We start from the raw sequence: 19,930 nt of genomic DNA, 5'->3' as shown, positions 1-19,930 counted from the left end.
CCAAGTTGTTTTGCAACCATGGTTACACCTCTTTTATTTGGTATTAATATTCAACATTATTTATGACTGTATTAACATTGTCACCCCATTTGATTTTGAAATCTATTGGAACTTCAATTCCGCATTTATTAATAAAATCTTGGTCACTGGTAACGGAGTAATTAAATTTTTCAACACCATTTTCCCAAACTTTTCCGCGGACATATAACTTACTAGGGGGATTACTGGTTGTATCAACAGTAATACTTTTAGCAGATAAATTTCCATTCACACACATCTTTGAAGAAGATTGAATGTTTAAATTATTACCAATCGTTGCGACTTTATAGGTACTATCAGCTGGTGTACCAGATCCACCAACATATACAAAAGAATTTGTCGCAAGTTCTAAGTTTTGACTAACGGTTAAAGTTTTATTTACTAGTATTTTTGAAGATCCGCTTATTTGTACATTTTGCAAAAAGCTTGCTGCATCTTTTGTTTCTAATATTACATTTGCTGCACTGTTCATATTTTGATTGATGGTAAGCGCACCATCGGCATGAATTTTAACGTTTGTTTTGTTATTTTCATTCCCATTTCCATTTAGATTTAAATAACCAGTAGTGAAAATGGTTTGATTATCTTTTAAATTGTTATTCCCCGAAAAATCCCCATTCCCGTTAATATATACATTATTACAATCCAGTTTGGTACATCCTGATGTGAGTGTTATATTTTCAAATTTTGGTAGAACGGTCTCGTTAATTGCCTCAACTGCTGCCTGATTAATGATGGAATCAAAGTTGATACTCATTTTAGCAACAAGCTTACTTTCACTTTTGTTATCCGTGCCAACTACATTAAAACTGATATTGACTATATTCGAGCTTGGATTCGGATCCGCAATGGCGACAAAGTTTTCCATATGATAAGGAACATTTAGAGGAGTGGCGATTGTTGCATGTTGAAGCTCGCTAGCCATTTTTTTTGTAGCTTCTCTTTTAAAATTAGGTATAAGTGCCGGATTCGCTCGTATATAGTCACTTACAAATTGCTGTTTGGATTCAAATGTTCGTTGAATCTCGACCTGATAATAGGAAATCCCCATTTCAGCCGCGGCTACGGAACGAGATTTCTTCTCTACCACTTGGTTTTGCTTCACGCTACTAAAAGCTTGTCCCATGAAGGCGAGCGAGATAATCATAAAAACGACTATAATTAATAATACAGTTACAAGTGCATATCCTTGTTCATTTTTGAACCTAATCATTGATAATCCACACCCTTCACTCGATAGAGAAATGTATCAATATTAACACTATTTTTTGCATTATTTTTATCACTTGCATTAATTTTTAAGGAAACATCATTGGCGATTTTATTTGGCTCGACGGTAAGAGGGCCAGACCCATTTATATGATTAATTTCCACTATTTTAAAACAAATAGTTGGGTGATTAAATACTTGTACTTGGGTAGGATTTACTGAACGATCGGTGACTATAATATCGCAATTTTCACTTTTTATTTCATATTTGATAAGTGTTTGATGTGTCTTTTTTAAATTAGTTAGTAAAATATTCGATTCCTGGAGAATAAAGTTTTTCGAGGTTGCCTTTTGTGAAAAATTATAGCCCTGAAAAAACACACTCCACATCATTACACTAATAACTGAGAGAATAGTTAGTGTAGCTAACACCTCAATTAGTGTTAATCCACTTTCATTTTGATTCAATCCTATCATCTCCTATCTTTTAACATAACCAAATGTTTCACTAACGACATTGCCATTTTTCTTATTTAATAGCTGTACGACAATGAGATTTACACTGGATAATTTCGAACTCGTTTCAGGAACTTTTTTTATCTTTATATGGACGTTATAAATATCTTTGGTTGTTTCAAAATAATAATAGCTGCTATCAACGCTGAAGGTACTATATGTTACTTTCGGATCTGTAGAGGCAAAGCCCGATACACGGTCGGTTTTAACAAGAAACCATTTTACATCACTTGATTCTTGCCAATTTATAAGTACTTCCTTTGCCATATTAATAGCTTTTGACTTATCTTCATTTATATTATTTATTAGTCCCATTTGTGGGAAAAATCGTAATACTGATAAAAAGATAATAGATAATAGAACAATTGCTGCCAAAACCTCTATAAGAGTTACACCTTTTTCATTTCGAATAAATGCCAATAAAATCATTCCTTAATGATAGAAATAATATAACAAATCAGGTGAAAAATATTAGTCATTCCTACCCATAAATATGTTTTAGCTTCTTTTAAAATAGTTAATAGTATTATACAATATTTAGAAGACGAATTTTGTATAATTTTAGAAGAAAACAACAAAATATTCAAATATTTGAAAGAAAATGTAGTTTAATAGTATATAAGTCTATATTAAAGGGAGTGAAAGGGGATGCAATCGATTATATGGGCCATTGGCTCTATGGTTGTTCTTATGTTAATTATGTCCTTTTTACCATTAGGATACAGCCTAAAGGGGAAGTTTCTTGTCGTATTCACTAGTTTTATCTTGTCACTTGGGGGACTGGCAGCTGTTGCAACCTTTCCGTTATGGCAAACGGCATTAATCCTTTTTGCACTCGTCTTTTTTGGGGCTTATTTTATCAATAACCGTATGGGAGCGTTACTTTACCAAGAAAACGCAGTAAATGAGCTAATCGAAGATGAAGTTGAAGATGATTTTGTGCCTTCTTTAGACAATCTTACGAATGATAGTTTGCCAGAAATTGTTGAAGATTTAACGGTACGTGGTTCTTCCCCTATTCATTTAGAAAAAGAAACATTACCAGCCGCGTCTGCTAATGTAAAAATAATCGATAAACCTGAATTAATTGACGAGGATATTTCATTTTTACTGGAGAGAGATACTGAAGTTGAGGTAACGGAGAAAATGGAAGAACCGAATCTAGAAAATGGCTATTTAGCTGACATTGAAAGCTTACTTGAAATAGAATTAGCCAAAGAGGAAAAACAAGAGCTTAACGAAGATGATGTCCTGGAAGAAATCCATGACTTACCCATAAAAGAATTCGAAGAAAAAGAAGCTGCCCCGATTACGAAAAGGGAAGAAGACCTATTAGATGATTCTTTATTCGATTTTCTTCTTGCTGAAAAGGAAGCAGCTGTTGATCGCGAAGATACACTTGAGGTAATAGATTCGAAGAAAAAAGTTAGCTTGCAAAAATAACAGGGTAAATATGCACAATTTCCAATTGGGAACCTTTATGAAGAGGGTTTAGGGAGGCAGGAATTTTGGGTAAGAATCAGCAAATGTTAAAATTGTTTGTTGTATTGTTTTTCGGTACAGCATTTATTTTCAGCTTTTCCCATTTTGGTGCCAAAGCATTTGAAAAAGTCACAAATACAAACGGGAAATTCGCTCAGGGTACGAGTATAGGTGCATTAGATGTTTCAGGGAAAACAGAAGCTGAAGCCAAAGGGTTGTTAGAGGAAAAATACATTGACTGGCTTAAAGGGACATCCTTTCAACTACAATATGGAGAAAAAAGGGCACCATTTGATCTAAATCAGTTTCATTTAGACTCACAACAAACAGTGTCTTCCATTAAGGATGGCCAAAACAATCCAGCTTTTATTACAGTTGATTCACAACAGGTAAAAGAACAAGTAGATATTCTTTTTCCAGAAGTAACCAGTAGTGATCTTGATCTAGAAAAACTCATGAATAGTTTAAACCAAACAGCCTCCCTTTTTAAAGCAGGTGAACATAGCTTTAACCTGCATGATGATTTCTTACTTGCAAGTAAGGTTAAAAAAGACGAGGTTATCAGTACAGCAGTCATTACAATGAAAAATGTCCCGGTTGATTTGCCAACCATTTTGAAGGAAAACCCTTCGATTGAGATTGCCGCAGAATCGACCTTTTCCATGCTTGCGTTTGCTAAGGAACATAAGATAGAAAAAATGGATGCACTGAATGTTATGGCAACGGGAATCTATCAAGCGGTATTACCTTCTAATTTTTCGATTGTCGAGAAGAATATTAGCAGCGCACTTCCTGATTATGCTCTTTTAGGGTATGAAGCGATGGTGAATCAAAGTAAAAACGATGATCTGGTGATTTCTAATCCCGATAAAGCAACCTATTTTCTTGACCTGCAACTAGTTAATAATCAATTAACGGTTACATTAAAAGGTGAAAGGCTACTGTACGTATATAAAATCAGCTTAAAAGAGCAACAAAAACTGACACCAAAGACGATCATTCAATATAGTCCACAGCTTCTTCCAGGAGAAACAAAGATCCAAACGGTTGGGGCAGAAGGTCAAACGGTTAAGATTTATCGAGAAGTCTATCAAGCTGATAAATTTATAAAGAGCGAATTTATTTCCGAGGATTACTATCCACCCGTCTATCAAGTGGAATTGCATGGGTTAACAGGCAGCCAGCAGACGACCACACCGGCAGCTGGAACAGCAGCCACTCAATCGGGTAGTAGTACGAATAACCAAACTACCAATTCAGCAACTAATAATAATCAAACGACGTCAATATCGGAAACCACCACTGAAAACGAAAGTGACCTATGGGGAAAACCTAATGAAGAACCAAAATAAAAAGCAGGGATATTAAATGAGACAATCACGAAAAAAACTTGGTGATTTATTAATAGAAGAAGGGTTAATTACGCCGGAACAGCTTCAATCTACTTTAGAAGTTAAGGGACCAAATCAAAAGCTGGGTGAAGCCCTGCTCCAACGGGGGTATCTCACAGATCAACAGTTAGTGGAGGTCCTTGAATACCAATTGGGTGTGCCGAGTATCAGTTTGTTTCAGTACCCGTTTGATACGACTCTTTTTTCACTTGTTTCAAAGGAAACCGCTCGGCGGAATTTAATTATTCCCTTAAAAAAAGAGGGGAATAAACTGTTTGTTGCCATGGTCGATCCAATGGATTTTATTGTCATCGATGATTTGCGCTTATCAACCGGTTTTCAAATAGAACCAGCCATTGCGACCAAAGAAGATATTTTGCGGGCCATTAATAAATACTACAATGTCGATGAAGGATTAGAGGAGTTATTTGATGAGCTTCCGCTTAATGAGCGGGGCAGGGATGACGATATTACCGACCAAGATTCGCCAATCGTCCGTTTAGTGAATTTGCTCTTGACAAATGCCGTCATCCAAAAGGCTAGTGATATCCATATTGACCCGCATGAGACTAAAATAGTGATTCGTTACCGGGTGGATGGGGTGTTAAGGGTAGAACGGGTTTTACCTCGCCATATGTTAAGCGTACTGACGGCGCGAATTAAAATCATGGCGAACATGGATATCACAGAACACCGAATCCCCCAAGATGGACGGATAAAATTTAATTTGGAATATCATCCAATTGACCTCCGTGTGTCTACCTTGCCGACTGTATATGGCGAGAAAGTTGTTATGCGGCTGCTCGATATGGGGGCTGCCTTAAATGACTTAAACAAAATTGGCTTTAACTCACTTAATTTCAAGCGGTTTAGCGAATTAATAGAACAGCCGACCGGGATTGTCCTTATTACCGGACCTACAGGTTCTGGTAAATCGTCGACTCTTTACGCAGCCCTTAACAAACTAAATAGTGAACAAGTGAATATCATCACCATTGAGGACCCGGTCGAATATCAGTTAGAGGGCATCAATCAAATTCAAGTAAACCCAAATGTAGGTATGACATTTGCTGCAGGTCTTCGCTCGATCCTCCGTCAGGATCCCAATATTATCATGGTAGGGGAAATTCGGGATAAAGAAACAGCCGAAATTGCCATCCGGGCATCATTGACAGGGCACTTAGTGTTAAGCACCCTACACACGAATGATTCACTTGGGACGGTTACAAGGTTAATTGACATGGGGGTGGAACCGTTTATGATTGCCTCCTCTGTTACAGGCATCGTCGCACAACGGTTGGTTCGTAAGGTATGTCGCGATTGTGCCGAGGAACAAGAACCATCCAAGCGCGAAATTGACATTTTTGCTAGACGTGGGATAAAAATTGATAAAATCTCAAGAGGAAAAGGCTGTTCCTCTTGTAATATGACTGGCTATAAAGGAAGAATCGCTCTTCACGAAGTGCTGGTTTTGAACGATGACATGCGCCGAGTGATTATGAATGATGATTCTTTTCAAAAATTAAGAGAACTTGCCATCAAAAATAAAACCATCTTTTTAATTGATGATGGCTTATTGAAAGTGAAACAAGGCTTAACAACAACAGAAGAAGTATTACGCGTGGCTATTCTGGAGTAGGAGTAATGGAAATATGAAGGATAAATTAGAAAATATACTACGTGCGGCGCTTGAATTTAAAGCATCCGATATTCATCTAACTGTAGGAGTTCCCCCGGTATTTCGGATTAACGGAGATATTAAGCGATATGGTAAAGACATCTTATTACCAGCAGATACGGAAGAAATTGCTAAACTAATTGTACCAGAAAATATGTGGGACCCATTTATCGAGAAAGGGGAACTCGATTTCTCCTATGGTCTCCCTGGATTATCTCGTTTCCGTGTCAATGCCTACCATCAGCGAAAAAGTATCTCCCTTGCCCTCCGGGTCGTGGCATCTAAAACGCCTACCTTGGAGCAGTTAGATTTACCACATATTATTTCGGAGCTTGTCGAGAAACCGCAAGGACTCATTCTAGTCACCGGACCGACAGGAAGCGGAAAATCAACCACACTTGCCTCGATGATTGATTATATGAACAGAACCATGCGCAAGCATATTATTACCCTTGAGGATCCAATCGAATATCTTCATAAACATGGAAATTCGATTATTGACCAACGGGAAGTTGGTTTTGATACACAATCCTATGCAAGCGGTCTAAAAGGTGCCCTCCGCCAAGACCCTGATGTCATTCTTGTTGGTGAGATGCGTGACCTAGAAACGATGAGCATCGCGATCACCGCGGCAGAAACCGGACACCTTGTCCTGGGAACCCTTCATACGTCCAGTGCACCTTCGACGATTAACCGGATTATCGACGTCTTTCCATCCGGTCAGCAGCCGCAAATTCGCGTACAGCTTGCCTCTGTATTGGTTGGCGTTATTTCACAGCGCCTGTTTCCGACAGCGGATAAGAAAGGCCGGAGAGCGGCGACGGAAATCATGGTCAACAATCCGGCGATCGCCAATTTAATCCGCAATGAAAAGATACACCAAATCCAAAGTACGATGCAAACCTCGCGCGCCCAAGGGATGCACACATTGGAAATGAGTATTAGAGAGTTACTTGACCGAGGCCTTATTCAAAAAGAATCGGCCACCCAATATCTGCATGAAAAGATGATGTTAAATGGCTAGGTTTAAATATGAAGGGCGAAATCGCAGTGGGAAAACACAGGGCACCATCAATGCTCCATCTAGACGGGAAGCGATGCTCAAATTAAAAGAGGATGGCATCAGGGTCATAGACATGAATGAAGTTCCTGAAACACTGCTGACCATGGATATTAATCTCGGCAATCCCGTTAAACTTCAGGATTTTGTTATTTACTTGCGGCAATTTGCCACCCTTTTAAAGGCGGGCGTGACGATCGTGGAAGCAACCGGGATTCTAGCATTTCAGACCGAAAGTAAAGGCTTAAAGAAGGCGTTATTGGATATTGAACAAGAGTTGCGTGAAGGAAATCAATTTTCCGAGGCGATCTCCAAGCATAAAAAGGTTTTTTCGCCAATGTTTATTAACATGGTAAAAGCGGGTGAAGTTAGTGGAAACATGGACGAGACCCTTGAAAACCTGGCAGAGGATTTTGAAAAACAGCACTACACCAGACAAAAGATTGTCTCAGCATTAACGTATCCAGCCGTGATTGGATTTCTTGCAATTGGTGCGGTTATCTTTTTACTAGTGTCTGTAGTTCCAACATTTGTGACCATGTTTGCGGATATGGGCGCTGAACTGCCTGCCATAACAAAATTTGTCTTAGCTTCAAGTGAATTTATGCAAAAGTTTTGGTGGCTGATTATCCTTGTTGTTATTTTTATGGTTCTATTTTTTATGTACATCAAAAAAAATAAGCAAACAAAATATTATTTGGATTATGCCCTATTAAAAATGCCAATCTTCGGGAAGATGATGCAAAAAGCAGCCTTGGCTCGAATGATGCGAACACTAAGCACCCTATTTTCAAGTTCCGTTCCGATTCTCCAAGCGATGTCGATTGTTGAAAAGGTCGTCGAAAATGAAGTGATCTCTAATGTCATTCGTCAATCGCGTGATTCGCTTGAAAAAGGACGTTCGATGACCGAGCCGATGTCAACCCACTGGGCTTTTCCGCCGCTGGTCACGCAAATGATTTCGATTGGCGAGGGAACCGGGGCACTAGATGCGATGCTGGCAAAAATTGCTGAATTCTATGAAAAAGAAGTAGAGCAGGCAACCGACCGCCTTAAATCGTTAATTGAGCCAATTATGATTGTCCTGTTGGCAGGCGTTGTCGGTGTGATTGTCTTGTCGATTATGATGCCAATGTTCTCGATGTTCGACCAAATGAGCTAAATATTACAATAATAGCGGAAATGTTACAAAAATGTAAAAATTGAGCCATAATATGCTAAAATTCTCTTTTCAATAGATGACAATTATTGTATACTCATAGAGAAATAATACTAGGTTCATAGAACCAGAGGGAGACAGAAAATGGGAGAAAGTCTACGTTTAAAGCTTAAAGAACAAAAAGGTTTTACGTTAATCGAATTACTAGCAGTTATTGTTATTTTGGGGATCATTGCGGCGATTGCGATTCCGGCGATTAACAATGTTATTAGCAAATCAGACGTTAAAGCAAAAGCTCAAGAAGGAGTACAAATCATCAACGCTGCAAAAATGTATGTAGCAAACGAGCCTGCAGCAAATGTAGTTTTTGATAATACAGGGGTTGCAACGTTAAATAGAGATAAATTAATGCAATATTTAGATCGTGTTGATGCTCCAGCTAGTTTTGCATTTGAAGTTCTTGTAACGAAAGTAGACGCATCAACTGGTAAATACTCTTATAAATTAAAAAATCATACTTCAACTGATAACGCTACTAATAAAACCATGACTGAACAAGAGCTTATCAATGCAGCTAAGTAATGATTTATAGTCTAATATTCATTTATGGCCTTCTCCTAGGTTCCTTCTACAACGTAGTCGGCCTGCGAGTGCCATTAAAGCAATCAATTGTGAAGCCAAGGTCGGCTTGTCCGACCTGTGGTCATCAATTGAAACCATATGAACTTATTCCGGTAATTTCATATTTGCTGCAAAGCGGGAAATGCCGCGGCTGTCAGTCGCGGATTTCTCCTATTTATCCAATTATGGAATTACAAACAGCTATTCTGTTTGTCACGGCACCTTTGGTTATTGGATGGTCTGGAGAGTTATTAGTTGCCCTATCATTAATATCGATGCTAATTATTATCGTGGTTTCCGATATTAACTATATGATCATCCCTGATAAAATTCTTCTTTGGTTTGCAGGGATTTTTTTATTGGAACGGATTTTTTGGCCGCTGACTCCTTGGTGGGACAGTCTCACAGGTGCCGTAACAGGCTTCCTCCTTCTACTTTTGATCATGCTTGTCAGCAAAGGCGGCATGGGCTTTGGGGACGTGAAATTATATGCCCTGCTTGGTTTTGTTTTAGGCTTTAAACTTGTCCTTTTATCATTTTTTCTTTCAACACTGTACGGTGCAGTCATCGGCGGCTTGGCTCTCCTGCTTAGGATTGTCAAAAGACGGCAGCCGATCCCATTTGGACCGTTTATCGCTGCTGGTACTATATCAGCCTATTATTGGGGATCGGATTTAATAGAGTTATACTTACGTTTCCTGAATCAAGGATTTTAACTAAGGGGTTTTTTACATGGCTTTTTCCCTATTTACACCCAAAAACCGAATCATTAATGTGGTTCTAAATGACCATTCCATCCGCTTCCTGGAATTGAAGCAATCGGATCCGCCATCAGCACAAAGGTGGAATGAACGGTATCTTCCTCCAGGAATTATTAGTGATGGGAAAATTACCGATGTGGATTCCTTAGCTAGTATTTTGGAAGAGTGTATTGATGAATGGAAGATAAAGCGACGCTCTATCCGTTTCATCGTACCAGATCCACTTGTGATCATTCGAAAAGTCTCCATTCCTGTTGAAATTCAGGAGGATGAAATAAAAGGTTATTTATATTTGGAACTTGGATCAACGATTCATTTACCATTTGAAGAGCCTGTGTTTGATTTTTATCCACTCTCAGAAAATGAAAAAACAAAGGATTTACTCCTATTTGCGGCGCCGGAACAACAAGTAACCGAGTATGCCGAGTTATTTTCTTCTGTAAAGCTTAACCCAATTGCTGCAGACATCTCGCCGCTTGCCCTTTATCGTTTATACGACAGGCTCGGACCAGCTGAACAAACTGAAACACTGTTTACGGTTCAATTTGATTTGACTAGTGTGAATTTGTGTATTTTTGAAGGTAGTGTACCGGTGGTGATGCGACCGTTTGCCTTAACCTTTGATATGGACAAGTGGGAGATAAAAAGGAACAGTTTTGGCTTGATGGAATGTAAATTTACTGGTGACGCGGATGAGTTAGTGGTTCAATTCGAAGATATATTTCGAGAAATTAATAAGCTCGTCGATTTTTATCGCTATAGTTTAAACAATGAAAAACAGGATATTTCAAAGTTCCTCATCAGCGGCGATCATCCCATGCTGCAAGCGATTGTCGATGAAATGGGAGAGCGGTTTGAGGTGCCAGTCGAATTACTGTCACTTGAATCCAATATATATGAAAAGTCTGGAAGCGTACCTGCTAATCTATTACTATCTTTAGGTCTTGCTTTAAAAGAGGTGAAATAATGTTAGTAGATATTAACCTGCTTCCACAGAAAGAACCGAAAAAACTTAGCTTTTTCATTCCTTTAGCCGGTTTCTTAGTACTTTTTCTACTAATCGGTAGTGTTTATTATTTTCAAACCCAATCGGTTAAAGATCAGCTGGCATCACTTGACAGGGAAATTTCCATGACCAAGAAAGTTGCCCAAAATCAACAGCAATCGAGTAAAACAGCTGAATCAACCGCTTCAGTTAATCAATTAAAAACTGCGATTGAATGGGCGGATGACTATCCCATTCAAACCATACCTGTCATGGATCATCTGACCTCTTTATTACCAGTGCGAGGCTTTATCCAAAACTTTGGTTATACAGAAGCTGGGACGATTACATTATCCGTCCAATTTGATAGTGCCAGAGAAGCAGCCTACTTTTTAGAAAGTCTTAATAATTCGAAATGGATTTCTGAAGCTAGCTTGAACACTCTAGCTGCTACCGAAACCGCAGAAGCAACCACAACTAGCACGACAACCGGCACTACTAGTCAAGCGGCGACAACGAATTCGGCGACAAGTACGACAACGCAAACGAATCCAACTAGTTCGGCCGCGGGTACCACGAACCAACAGAACACAACCAATCCGAATCAAAGTACAACAACTCAGGCTTCAACGGGTGCAACTGCTAATAACAGCACCCAAACCACACCAAGTACAACGGCGGGTACATCAAATGCAACTCAAGGTACAACGGCAAATTCAACAACGAATTCGAATAGTGTAAATACGACAACTAATTCAACGACGACTACGACAAGTAATGGAACCGGTACGATTCTGAATAAAAATATTCTGCCTCGCTATACCGGTCAATTTGAAATCAAGTTGAATAAAGAGTACGTGAAAAAAGAGATTAAAAAGAATAATCAAGATGAGAAAGGAGTGACCGGTTCATGAAGCTTCATTTCTCCAAAAGAGACAAATTGATCCTTGGTGGCGGCGCTCTTTTATTAGTTCTACTCATCTTATATGCGCAGTTCTTCTCCCTGTCACCGTTGAAATCGGACTTAGGGATAAAGCAGCAATCACTAGCAACAGAACAAAAGGTACTCGAAACCGTTAGTCAAAAAAAGGCGGAAGATACGAAAAAAACCGCTGAAGATACGAAGGAATTGCAGAAGAAGGTACCTGTCAAGCCGCTCCAAGAACAACTCATTTTAGACCTTGAGAAGGCAGAAACACTCTCAAAGAGTAAAATTAGTTCCATGGGCTTTACAAAGGATGCCGATGTTAATACAGCTGCGGACCAGGCAGCGGCCAATGGTCAACAACATGCCAATAATACGCAGCCTGCAGCAAATCAAACTACTACCACTCAAGATGCGGCCAACCAACCAACAGCTGACCAACAAGCAGCACAGGCACAAACCGTTGGACTAAAAAAGCTAACTGTTTCATTGAGCGTGGAATCACCGACTTATAAGGATTTAGAAACGTTTATTGAAACCTTAGAATCCCTGCAGCGAATTGTCGTGGTGGAATCAATAAACTATACAGGCGGTCAAGAGATAACTAGTTTAGACCAAAAAGATAAACCAATCACATACAGCCTGACCATTTCTGCTTTTTATATGCCGACTTTAAATGATTTAGCAGCCGATCTGCCAAACATCGATGCTCCAGCACCTGCTGGTAAAGATAATCCTGTTAGCGAGTTTCCGGCAACGGTGCAAACACAGCCTTAATAACAACATCGCGAACTTACAAATAATTTGGCGAAAGTCTACGATAACAAGACGACAAAAGTCTTGTTATTTTTTTTTGCCGTTATGATAGGATGAAACCAATTAGCCTTCGAAAGAGAGAGGAGTACGATTAGTGGACAAGCCTACAAAAGGCAATACAATAACGATTAAATTAAATGGTGAAAGCCAGCCTGTTCATGAAGTACCGAAAAAAAAGGAGCCGGAAGCAAGTAACCATTCCAATCTAAAAGTAATTAAAATAGATGCGAACGGGGCAGAAACGGATGTTTTTCAAGAGTCAGCCGCAGCTAAGGAATCTGTCGATGAGAGCTTTGATTGGATTATTCCAGAATCCTCCGAACATGATATAGAGGAATATAAACTAGCAAGCCCTAAAAGTGCCAAAAAAAGCAGCCTTCCCAAAATAACAACTTTTTCATCCCATACTAATCCGAAGAATAGCCGGTCATTCGTTTCGATTATTATTTCGGCCACTTTTGCGATCCTAATTGGTACAACAATTGGGTTTGTTATGCTAAAGCTGGTGATTACAGGGCCAACGGAAAAGACAGGAACAGGGATCCAGCCTGCCGTCCTCGAAAATCAAGGTAATTCGAATAATAAACCAGCAGGTGGAGAAAAATCTTCTGCTGTTATCAGTCAAGTAACGACGTATGTCATTCAAGGCGGGGTGTATAGCTCCAAGGATGGTGCGACGGAAACGTCTACACAGTTAACGGCAAAGGGTGTTCCTTCGCAGTTGGTGGAGATGAGTGGCAAGCAATATTTATTCCTCGGCATAGCCGATTCAATTCAAACAGCCAAATCTCTTGGCGCTCAATATAAAGCGGATGGGGTTGAGGATGTATTTGCGAAGCCATTATTGCTTGATGAAAAGACAGTCTCAGAGATTACGGACAAAGAAAAAAGCTTTTTAGAAGAATTACCAGCCATCTATCAAACTCTTTCGGAAGCCTCTTCAAGTGGTCTTTTAACGAAAGGAATATCGGAAGAATCTACGAAAGCAATGACAGAGATCGACGACCAATTAAAGGCAACTGGTTTTAAAAACAAAGATGTCAAAGCATTACAAGCAGAATTAACGAGTGCGGCTGAAAAGGTAAAGGACTTTAAAAAAACAAAAGATCCTAAGAGTTTAAATGAGGCCCAGCAGCATTTATTAAGCTTTTTGTCTGTCTACTATTCCCTGTAATCGACAAATCTCGATATTTTCTGGGAAATAAGAAATGCGGAAGCGTCCCGTTTAGCGACGTATGGACTGGAGTACTTCGACTGTGATAAAGGAAACACGAAGAGCGGAGCGATTCGATGTTGACTTATCGTAGGGAGAAGTACGAAGTACACTAGTCGCTGGGCGCTGGAGCTAGACATTTCTCAAAGATCAGATAGATAAATTAATTAGAATAAAGCTTGTCCGTAGGAGGGCAGGCTCTTTATTTTGGCTGTAAAGATAACTTTCTGCATAATTTGACATAAATCTTCGAAATTTAATCATATTAAAATTGTTTGCGACTGCAATTTCTGATACCATTAACATGTATCTCCCTATACAAAATGCAAAAAGGTAAGGTGATTGAATGCAGAACCTCATATTAGCCTCTTCTTCTCCACGGCGAAAAGAACTTCTAGAAACTCTCCACTTAACATTTGCGATTTCAAGCAGTGAAGTTGATGAAAGCTTTGACCCTGGACTTTCTCCAGAGGAAGTCGTCATGGAGTTAGCCGAGCGCAAAGCTCAGGCAATTTTCAAAGAAAATCCGGATGCCTTTGTGATTGGTTCGGACACTATTGTAGTTGCGAACAATCAAATTTTAGGAAAGCCCGCTGATGAAGCAGAAGCCATAAGAATGTTAACAAGCTTGTCTGGTAAGCAGCACGAGGTATTCACCGGTGTTGCGATTCTATCTCCAACTAGTAAAACTCGTTTTTTTGAAAAAACAGAAGTTTGGTTTTGGGAGTTAACAGATGAAGAAATTAAGGCCTATGTGCAAAGTGGTGAACCGCTTGATAAAGCAGGTGCATATGGCATTCAACAGCTTGGAAGTATGCTTGTCAAAAAAATAAATGGAGACTATTTTGCAGTGGTCGGTCTGCCTGTTGCAAGAACCATAAGGGAATTGAAAAAGGCAGGCTACCAGTTGCCGTATTAATTTTTCGAATTTACTAACTCCCGATCCAAAGGGAGGAAAAAGAATGTCCACAAATATAAATACTAGTCCAAACACAATGATGATCCGTGATTTTCCGCAGGACGAAAGGCCGAGAGAGCGTTTTATCCACCATGGTCCGCAAAGCTTATCGAATCATGAACTTATTGCGATTTTGCTAAGAACTGGTACGAAGGATGAATCCGTATTGCAATTATCGAATCGCCTGCTCACCCATTTTGAAGGGTTACGACTGTTAAAGTCTGCGACATTAGAAGAAATAACCGAAATCAAAGGGATTGGCGCAGCAAAGGCAATTCAAATTCTCGCAGCGGTCGAGATTGGGCGAAGAATCGCCAATCTTAACTATACGGACCGCTATGTGATTCGCTCGCCTGAGGACGGAGCCAAATATGTCATGAACGATATGCGTTTTTTAACGCAAGAACATTTTGTCTGCTTGTATTTAAATACGAAAAATCAGGTGATCCATAAACAAACGATTTTTATCGGCAGCTTGAACGCCTCCATCGTGCATCCACGAGAGGTGTTCCGTGAAGCCTTAAAGCGCTCAGCGGCATCAGTCATAGCATTGCATAATCATCCAAGCGGAGACCCGACGCCAAGCCGCGAGGACATTGAGGTGACGAAGCGTTTAGTCGAGTGCGGGAAAATCATTGGCATCGATCTCCTCGACCATCTAATCATCGGTGAAAATAAGTTTGTGAGTTTAAAGGAAAAAGGGTATTTATAACACTAGGATAAAAGTTGACGTTACGCTATAATATTGGGTATGATTTTTTAGGACTGTTTTTATAAATAGTACGAAAAAAGACATGATAATTAAGGTGATTACCTGCCTATTGGAAAATGGCATTTCGTATCAGAAAGGGAGATACAACATTATGTTTGGAATAAGACCTAGAGATCTTGGAATTGACCTGGGAACAGCGAACACGCTTGTATATGTAAAAGGAAAAGGAATTGTGCTTCGAGAGCCATCAGTCGTAGCGAGGCAAACGGACACAAAAAGTATCGTAGCGGTTGGAAACGACGCGAAAAATATGATTGGGCGGACTCCGGGGAATGTCGTCGCCTTAAGACCGATGAAGGACGGCGTGATCGCTGATTTTGAAACTACGGCAATAATGATGAAGTATCATATTAAACAAGCCCAAAAAAGCAACAATCTTTTTTCCGGGAAGCCTTATGTGATGGTATGTGTACCATCAGGTATTACAGCAGTCGAAGAGAGAGCTGTCATTGATGCGACAAGACAAGCAGGGGCAAAGGATGCCTATACGATTGAAGAACCATTTGCAGCTGCAATTGGTGCCAATTTGCCTGTTTGGGAGCCTACTGGCAGTATGGTCGTTGATATCGGCGGCGGTACAACGGAAGTGGCCATTATTTCACTAGGCGGCATCGTAACAAGCCAGTCGATTCGTGTTGCCGGCGATGAAATGGACGAGTCCGTTATTTCGTATATCCGCAAAAATTATAATTTAATGATTGGGGAACGGACTGCTGAAACGATTAAGATGGAAATCGGTTCTGCTGGAACGCCTGAAGGAATCGACAATATGGAAATTCGCGGCCGCGATTTATTAACTGGTTTGCCAAAGACCATTGAAATCACGGCAAAAGAAATTGCCACTGCCTTAAATGACACCGTTTTTGCGATTGTGGAAGCAGTGAAAAACACACTGGAAAAAACACCGCCTGAACTAGCTGCAGATATTATGGACCGAGGCATTGTTCTGACCGGTGGAGGCGCCTTGCTTCGCAATTTGGACAGGGTTATTAGTGAAGAAACAAAAATGCCGGTCTTGATCGCTGAGAATCCGCTCGATTGTGTAGCAATCGGGACAGGCAAGGCACTGGATCATATTAACTTATTTAAGAACAGAGTGAAAGATTCTCGCTAAATGGGTTGGATGTATCAGAGTTAAATATTTTTTAGAAAAATAGAGGTGTATAATCATGCCACAGTTCTTTATGAATAAACGACTGATCGTATTGCTTGTCAGCATTATTGTTCTCGTGGCATTGATTGGGTTTTCTTTACGGGAGAGAAGTAAACTATCCTGGCCGGAGCAATTTGTGAAGGACACGACCGGCTGGGTTCAATCCCTGGTTTCAAAGCCTACTAACTATGTTGCAGGCTTTTTTGAAAATCTCCAGGACCTAACCAATACATACGAAGAGAATAAAGAATTAAAATCGCGGATCGAAAATCTTGCCAGCCTTGAAGCAGAGGTTCAGGGGCTGAAAAAAGACAATAAAGAATTGCGTGACGTTCTCGGTGAAAAAAAGACCCTGAGAGATTTTGAACCACTTCCAGCTACTGTGATTGGTAGAAATCCTGATCGTTGGCATGAAATGATTATTATCGACAAAGGAAAATTAAACGGGATCGAAAAAAATATGGCGGTTGTCACGGCAAACGGCCTGATTGGAAAAATAAAGAGTGTTACGCAATTTAGTTCAACCGTCCAGCTGTTGAGCTCCATGGATCCAAAAAATCGGATTTCTGCTATTATCCAAGGTGAATCACCGGTATATGGGCTTGTAGAAGGCTATGATAACGAGAAAAAACTGCTGATGGTCAAAGCCATTCCTTCCGGTGCGAAAATTGACAAGGGACAAACCGTCATCACTTCGGGTTTAGGTGATATCTTTCCACAAGGGTTAATGATTGGAAAAGTGGTTGAGGTGAAGCAGGATCAATATGGATTGAACCTGACGGCGCTAGTGAAACCTGGGGCGGATTTTTATGATATTACAACCGTTATGGTCACGAAAAGAAGCAAGGCCCAGCCAGTGGAAAAAGCTGTTACCGACGGAAAGGCGGGGGAATGATGAAACGATTCCTTCTTCCGCTTTTATTTTTGTTTTTATTTATTTTTGAAAGTCTGTTTGTTCAATATGTACCGGGTGATTTGTTTGGGCATAATCGAATCATCGTTCCCCATTTTTTATTTGCCGCTCTTCTGTCCTTGACGATTGCTGTCGGCCAGAAACAAGGAATTATTTATGCAGCCATTTTCGGGCTTTTATTTGATATTGTGTATATCGAAATCATTGGTATTTACTTTTTCTTATTTCCATTCATTTCTTATCTTGCTGCGAAAATCATGCATATCATGCAAAACAATTTTATTATTACCTTTCTGGTTTCTGTCCTTGGGATTGCTCTATTAGAAGTAGGGGTTTATGAAATGGATCATTTAATCCATGTCACAGACCTGGATTTCATGAGTTTTCTTAATTTGCGTTTTTATCCAACGATGATCTTAAACGCCATCTTTATTCTAATTTTGGGGTACCCGTTTAAGCGGCTGTTTGAAAGGCATGCCGAAGCAATGAGGGACGAATAATCAATACATTCTATCACGCTCCAAAACGGCTATTTGGAGCGTGAGATTTCTTTTTAAAAAAGAGGAGAATGAATGCATCGTGTCGAAATTTTATTAAATGTCTGTAATTTCGACTCGGAATAGGTCTGAAGATAGAAAAATGACTATAAAATGGTAGATTTCGGTAAGTTCTGAAATTGTTTTCTTATTATGAGGTGAAAATTCTCCATGAAAAAGCGGCAAAATGTTACAATAAAAGGAACGAAGGAAGGTCTTGTCCTTCATCTTGATGATACATGTTCCTATACGGAACTAAAAAGGGAACTAGATCAAAAGCTTTCGGCAAATTCAAGGACTCAGGATGAGCGTAATTTAATCTCAGTTAAAGTCAATGTTGGCAACCGTTATATAACCGATGAGCAGCGGGAAGAGTTAAAAAACTTAATTCGCCAAAAGAAGAATTTAGTGTGTGATGAGATTGAATCGAATGTAATGACCAAGGATGAAGCGGAGCGTCTCAAGGCAGAAAACGAAGTGATGACCGTGTCGCGAATTATTCGATCAGGTCAAGTGCTCGAAGCTCCAGGTGATTTACTATTAATTGGTGACGTGAATCCAGGTGGAAGTGTGATCGCAGGCGGAAATATTTTTATTATGGGAACCTTAAAAGGTGTGGCCCATGCCGGCTGCTTTGGGAATGAGGAGGCGATTATTGCCGCCTCTAGCATGAGACCATCCCAGCTCAGGATTAGTGACCATATTAATCGAGCGCCAGACACTACAGAAACCCAGGAGAAACGCGAAATGGAATGCGCTTATGTAAATGATGACCGAAAAATCATTGTTGATAGATTACAAGTTTTAGTTCATATAAGGCCTAATTTAAACAGATTCGAAGGGGGACATTAAGGTGGGAGAAGCAATTGTAATTACATCCGGTAAGGGCGGAGTAGGGAAAACCACAACTTCTGCTAATATTGGGACTTCTTTGGCCCTTCAAGGTAAAAAAGTATGCTTAGTAGATACCGACATCGGTCTTCGAAATTTGGATGTCGTCATGGGACTTGAAAACAGGATCATTTATGATCTTGTTGATGTAGTGGAAAAAAGATGCAAAATCCATCAAGCATTGGTCAAGGACAAACGCTTTGATGGGTTATTGTATTTACTGCCAGCCGCGCAAACCGTTGATAAATCAGCTGTGAAACCGGAGCAGATGAGGGAACTGATTACCGAATTAAAACAAGACTATGATTATATTATTATTGATTGTCCTGCTGGAATCGAGCAGGGCTTTCAAAACGCGATAGCCGGAGCAGATAGGGCGATTGTCGTTACTACCCCTGAGGTATCTGCCGTCCGTGATGCCGATCGAATCATAGGCCTGCTGGAAAAACAAAAGAATATGGAATCACCGAAATTAGTAGTCAATCGGATTCGCAATCATATGATGAAAAGCGGCGATATGCTCGATATCGATGAAATTACGCAACACCTATCGATTGAACTGATTGGAATTGTCGCCGATGATGAAGAGGTTATTAAAGCCTCTAACCACGGTGAACCGATAGCTCTCAATCCAAATAGCAAAGCTTCGATTGCCTATCGAAATATTGCGAGAAGGATTCTCGGCGAATCCATCCCGTTGCAGCCGCTAGATGAAGCAAACAAGGGCGTTTTTACAAAACTCAAGAAATTTTTTGGTGTGCGTTAATCTTTAGACGATGTTCAAAACAAAGGGTCAGACCCCACGGATTTTAAACGTGAGGTCTGACCCTTTTTTGCGACCTCTTCTTTTTT

At 39.9% G+C, this 19,930-nt stretch carries 21 protein-coding genes; 18 read left to right on the top strand and 3 right to left on the bottom strand.

Annotated features, from left to right (window positions below):
• Nucleotides 1-43 precede the first annotated feature (43 nt).
• Genes AC3ANL_RS19145 through AC3ANL_RS19135 form a run of 3 tightly spaced genes read right to left on the bottom strand, consistent with a single transcriptional unit; the run spans nt 44 to nt 2,184 of the window.
• On the bottom strand, nt 44-1,252 hold the full coding sequence (locus tag AC3ANL_RS19145) for a hypothetical protein (RefSeq protein WP_488325979.1): 1,209 nt from the start codon (nt 1,250-1,252) through the stop codon (nt 44-46).
• Nucleotides 1,249-1,716 carry a type II secretion system protein gene (locus tag AC3ANL_RS19140; RefSeq protein ID WP_488325978.1) on the bottom strand — a complete coding sequence of 156 codons (468 nt, stop codon included), beginning with the start codon at nt 1,714-1,716 and terminating at the stop codon, nt 1,249-1,251. Before AC3ANL_RS19140 ends, AC3ANL_RS19145 begins: the two co-directional genes overlap by 4 nt.
• Nucleotides 1,717-1,728: 12 nt before the next feature.
• Nucleotides 1,729-2,184: a type IV pilus modification PilV family protein gene (locus AC3ANL_RS19135; RefSeq protein ID WP_488325977.1), complete on the bottom strand. Its 456-nt coding sequence runs from the start codon at nt 2,182-2,184 to the stop codon at nt 1,729-1,731.
• Nucleotides 2,185-2,412: 228 nt separating this feature from the next.
• On the opposite strand from AC3ANL_RS19135, the gene AC3ANL_RS19130 reads away from it, so the two are divergent.
• The 18 genes from AC3ANL_RS19130 (at nt 2,413) to minD (ending at nt 19,844) form a co-directional block, all read left to right on the top strand.
• Entirely contained in the window at nt 2,413-3,207 is a 795-nt protein-coding gene (locus tag AC3ANL_RS19130) for a hypothetical protein (protein WP_488325976.1), read from the top strand.
• Between the two features lie 65 nt (nt 3,208-3,272).
• Complete coding sequence (locus AC3ANL_RS19125; protein WP_488325975.1) at nt 3,273-4,598, top strand: G5 domain-containing protein; 1,326 nt, start codon at nt 3,273-3,275, stop codon at nt 4,596-4,598.
• Between the two features lie 16 nt (nt 4,599-4,614).
• Nucleotides 4,615-6,276, top strand: coding sequence for a GspE/PulE family protein (locus AC3ANL_RS19120; protein ID WP_488325974.1), 1,662 nt, complete (start codon nt 4,615-4,617; stop codon nt 6,274-6,276).
• Between the two features lie 13 nt (nt 6,277-6,289).
• Nucleotides 6,290-7,339, top strand: coding sequence for a type IV pilus twitching motility protein PilT (locus AC3ANL_RS19115; protein ID WP_488325973.1), 1,050 nt, complete (start codon nt 6,290-6,292; stop codon nt 7,337-7,339).
• On the top strand, nt 7,332-8,537 hold the full coding sequence (locus AC3ANL_RS19110; RefSeq protein ID WP_488325972.1) for a type II secretion system F family protein: 1,206 nt from the start codon (nt 7,332-7,334) through the stop codon (nt 8,535-8,537). Before AC3ANL_RS19115 ends, AC3ANL_RS19110 begins: the two co-directional genes overlap by 8 nt.
• Nucleotides 8,538-8,678: 141 nt before the next feature.
• Nucleotides 8,679-9,116: a prepilin-type N-terminal cleavage/methylation domain-containing protein gene (locus tag AC3ANL_RS19105; RefSeq protein ID WP_488325971.1), complete on the top strand. Its 438-nt coding sequence runs from the start codon at nt 8,679-8,681 to the stop codon at nt 9,114-9,116.
• Nucleotides 9,116-9,871 (top strand): prepilin peptidase, encoded by a 756-nt coding sequence (locus AC3ANL_RS19100; RefSeq protein ID WP_488325970.1) that lies wholly within the window; start codon nt 9,116-9,118, stop codon nt 9,869-9,871. Before AC3ANL_RS19105 ends, AC3ANL_RS19100 begins: the two co-directional genes overlap by 1 nt.
• A gap of 16 nt (nt 9,872-9,887) precedes the next feature.
• A complete protein-coding gene (pilM, locus tag AC3ANL_RS19095; RefSeq protein ID WP_488325969.1) occupies nt 9,888-10,883 on the top strand; it encodes a type IV pilus biogenesis protein PilM in 996 nt (331 codons plus the stop codon).
• Nucleotides 10,883-11,815: a PilN domain-containing protein gene (locus AC3ANL_RS19090; protein WP_488325968.1), complete on the top strand. Its 933-nt coding sequence runs from the start codon at nt 10,883-10,885 to the stop codon at nt 11,813-11,815. Before pilM ends, AC3ANL_RS19090 begins: the two co-directional genes overlap by 1 nt.
• Nucleotides 11,812-12,603, top strand: coding sequence for a pilus assembly protein PilO (locus AC3ANL_RS19085; RefSeq protein WP_488325967.1), 792 nt, complete (start codon nt 11,812-11,814; stop codon nt 12,601-12,603). Before AC3ANL_RS19090 ends, AC3ANL_RS19085 begins: the two co-directional genes overlap by 4 nt.
• Before the next feature lie 133 nt (nt 12,604-12,736).
• A complete protein-coding gene (locus AC3ANL_RS19080) occupies nt 12,737-13,816 on the top strand; it encodes a hypothetical protein (RefSeq protein ID WP_488325966.1) in 1,080 nt (359 codons plus the stop codon).
• Nucleotides 13,817-14,201: 385 nt separating this feature from the next.
• The gene (locus tag AC3ANL_RS19075) at nt 14,202-14,774 is read left to right on the top strand and encodes a Maf family protein (protein ID WP_488325965.1); all 573 of its coding nucleotides are present in this window, start codon (nt 14,202-14,204) and stop codon (nt 14,772-14,774) included.
• 43 nt (nt 14,775-14,817) lie between these two features.
• A complete protein-coding gene (gene radC, locus AC3ANL_RS19070) occupies nt 14,818-15,525 on the top strand; it encodes a RadC family protein (RefSeq protein ID WP_488325964.1) in 708 nt (235 codons plus the stop codon).
• A 151-nt stretch (nt 15,526-15,676) separates the two neighbouring features.
• Nucleotides 15,677-16,699, top strand: coding sequence for a rod shape-determining protein (locus tag AC3ANL_RS19065; RefSeq protein WP_488325963.1), 1,023 nt, complete (start codon nt 15,677-15,679; stop codon nt 16,697-16,699).
• A 55-nt stretch (nt 16,700-16,754) separates the two neighbouring features.
• Nucleotides 16,755-17,633, top strand: coding sequence for a rod shape-determining protein MreC (mreC, locus tag AC3ANL_RS19060; protein WP_488325962.1), 879 nt, complete (start codon nt 16,755-16,757; stop codon nt 17,631-17,633).
• On the top strand, nt 17,630-18,151 hold the full coding sequence (gene mreD, locus AC3ANL_RS19055; protein ID WP_488325961.1) for a rod shape-determining protein MreD: 522 nt from the start codon (nt 17,630-17,632) through the stop codon (nt 18,149-18,151). Before mreC ends, mreD begins: the two co-directional genes overlap by 4 nt.
• A gap of 207 nt (nt 18,152-18,358) precedes the next feature.
• The gene (gene minC / locus AC3ANL_RS19050; protein ID WP_488325960.1) at nt 18,359-19,039 is read left to right on the top strand and encodes a septum site-determining protein MinC; all 681 of its coding nucleotides are present in this window, start codon (nt 18,359-18,361) and stop codon (nt 19,037-19,039) included.
• Nucleotide 19,040: 1 nt separating this feature from the next.
• Complete coding sequence (gene minD / locus AC3ANL_RS19045; RefSeq protein ID WP_488325959.1) at nt 19,041-19,844, top strand: septum site-determining protein MinD; 804 nt, start codon at nt 19,041-19,043, stop codon at nt 19,842-19,844.
• Nucleotides 19,845-19,930 lie beyond the last annotated feature (86 nt).

Source organism: Neobacillus sp. DHD-1R, assembly GCF_057747995.1.
Note: the sequence above shows the minus strand (reverse complement) of the source record. Positions and strands in the feature narration are given on the sequence as shown.

Excerpts from the sequence above, each read along its gene's own strand:
- mreD (WP_488325961.1), top strand. The coding sequence starts at position 17,630 with ATGATGAAACGATTCCTTCTTCCGCTTTTATTTTTGTTTTTATTTATT.
- AC3ANL_RS19110 (WP_488325972.1), top strand. The coding sequence starts at position 7,332 with ATGGCTAGGTTTAAATATGAAGGGCGAAATCGCAGTGGGAAAACACAG.
- AC3ANL_RS19085 (WP_488325967.1), top strand. The coding sequence starts at position 11,812 with ATGAAGCTTCATTTCTCCAAAAGAGACAAATTGATCCTTGGTGGCGGC.
- AC3ANL_RS19130 (WP_488325976.1), top strand. The coding sequence starts at position 2,413 with ATGCAATCGATTATATGGGCCATTGGCTCTATGGTTGTTCTTATGTTA.
- radC (WP_488325964.1), top strand. The coding sequence starts at position 14,818 with ATGTCCACAAATATAAATACTAGTCCAAACACAATGATGATCCGTGAT.
- AC3ANL_RS19115 (WP_488325973.1), top strand. The coding sequence starts at position 6,290 with ATGAAGGATAAATTAGAAAATATACTACGTGCGGCGCTTGAATTTAAA.
- AC3ANL_RS19145 (WP_488325979.1), bottom strand. The coding sequence starts at position 1,252 with ATGATTAGGTTCAAAAATGAACAAGGATATGCACTTGTAACTGTATTA.
- minC (WP_488325960.1), top strand. The coding sequence starts at position 18,359 with ATGAAAAAGCGGCAAAATGTTACAATAAAAGGAACGAAGGAAGGTCTT.
- AC3ANL_RS19105 (WP_488325971.1), top strand. The coding sequence starts at position 8,679 with ATGGGAGAAAGTCTACGTTTAAAGCTTAAAGAACAAAAAGGTTTTACG.
- mreC (WP_488325962.1), top strand. The coding sequence starts at position 16,755 with ATGCCACAGTTCTTTATGAATAAACGACTGATCGTATTGCTTGTCAGC.
- AC3ANL_RS19100 (WP_488325970.1), top strand. The coding sequence starts at position 9,116 with ATGATTTATAGTCTAATATTCATTTATGGCCTTCTCCTAGGTTCCTTC.
- pilM (WP_488325969.1), top strand. The coding sequence starts at position 9,888 with ATGGCTTTTTCCCTATTTACACCCAAAAACCGAATCATTAATGTGGTT.
- AC3ANL_RS19065 (WP_488325963.1), top strand. The coding sequence starts at position 15,677 with ATGTTTGGAATAAGACCTAGAGATCTTGGAATTGACCTGGGAACAGCG.
- AC3ANL_RS19090 (WP_488325968.1), top strand. The coding sequence starts at position 10,883 with ATGTTAGTAGATATTAACCTGCTTCCACAGAAAGAACCGAAAAAACTT.
- AC3ANL_RS19120 (WP_488325974.1), top strand. The coding sequence starts at position 4,615 with ATGAGACAATCACGAAAAAAACTTGGTGATTTATTAATAGAAGAAGGG.
- AC3ANL_RS19075 (WP_488325965.1), top strand. The coding sequence starts at position 14,202 with ATGCAGAACCTCATATTAGCCTCTTCTTCTCCACGGCGAAAAGAACTT.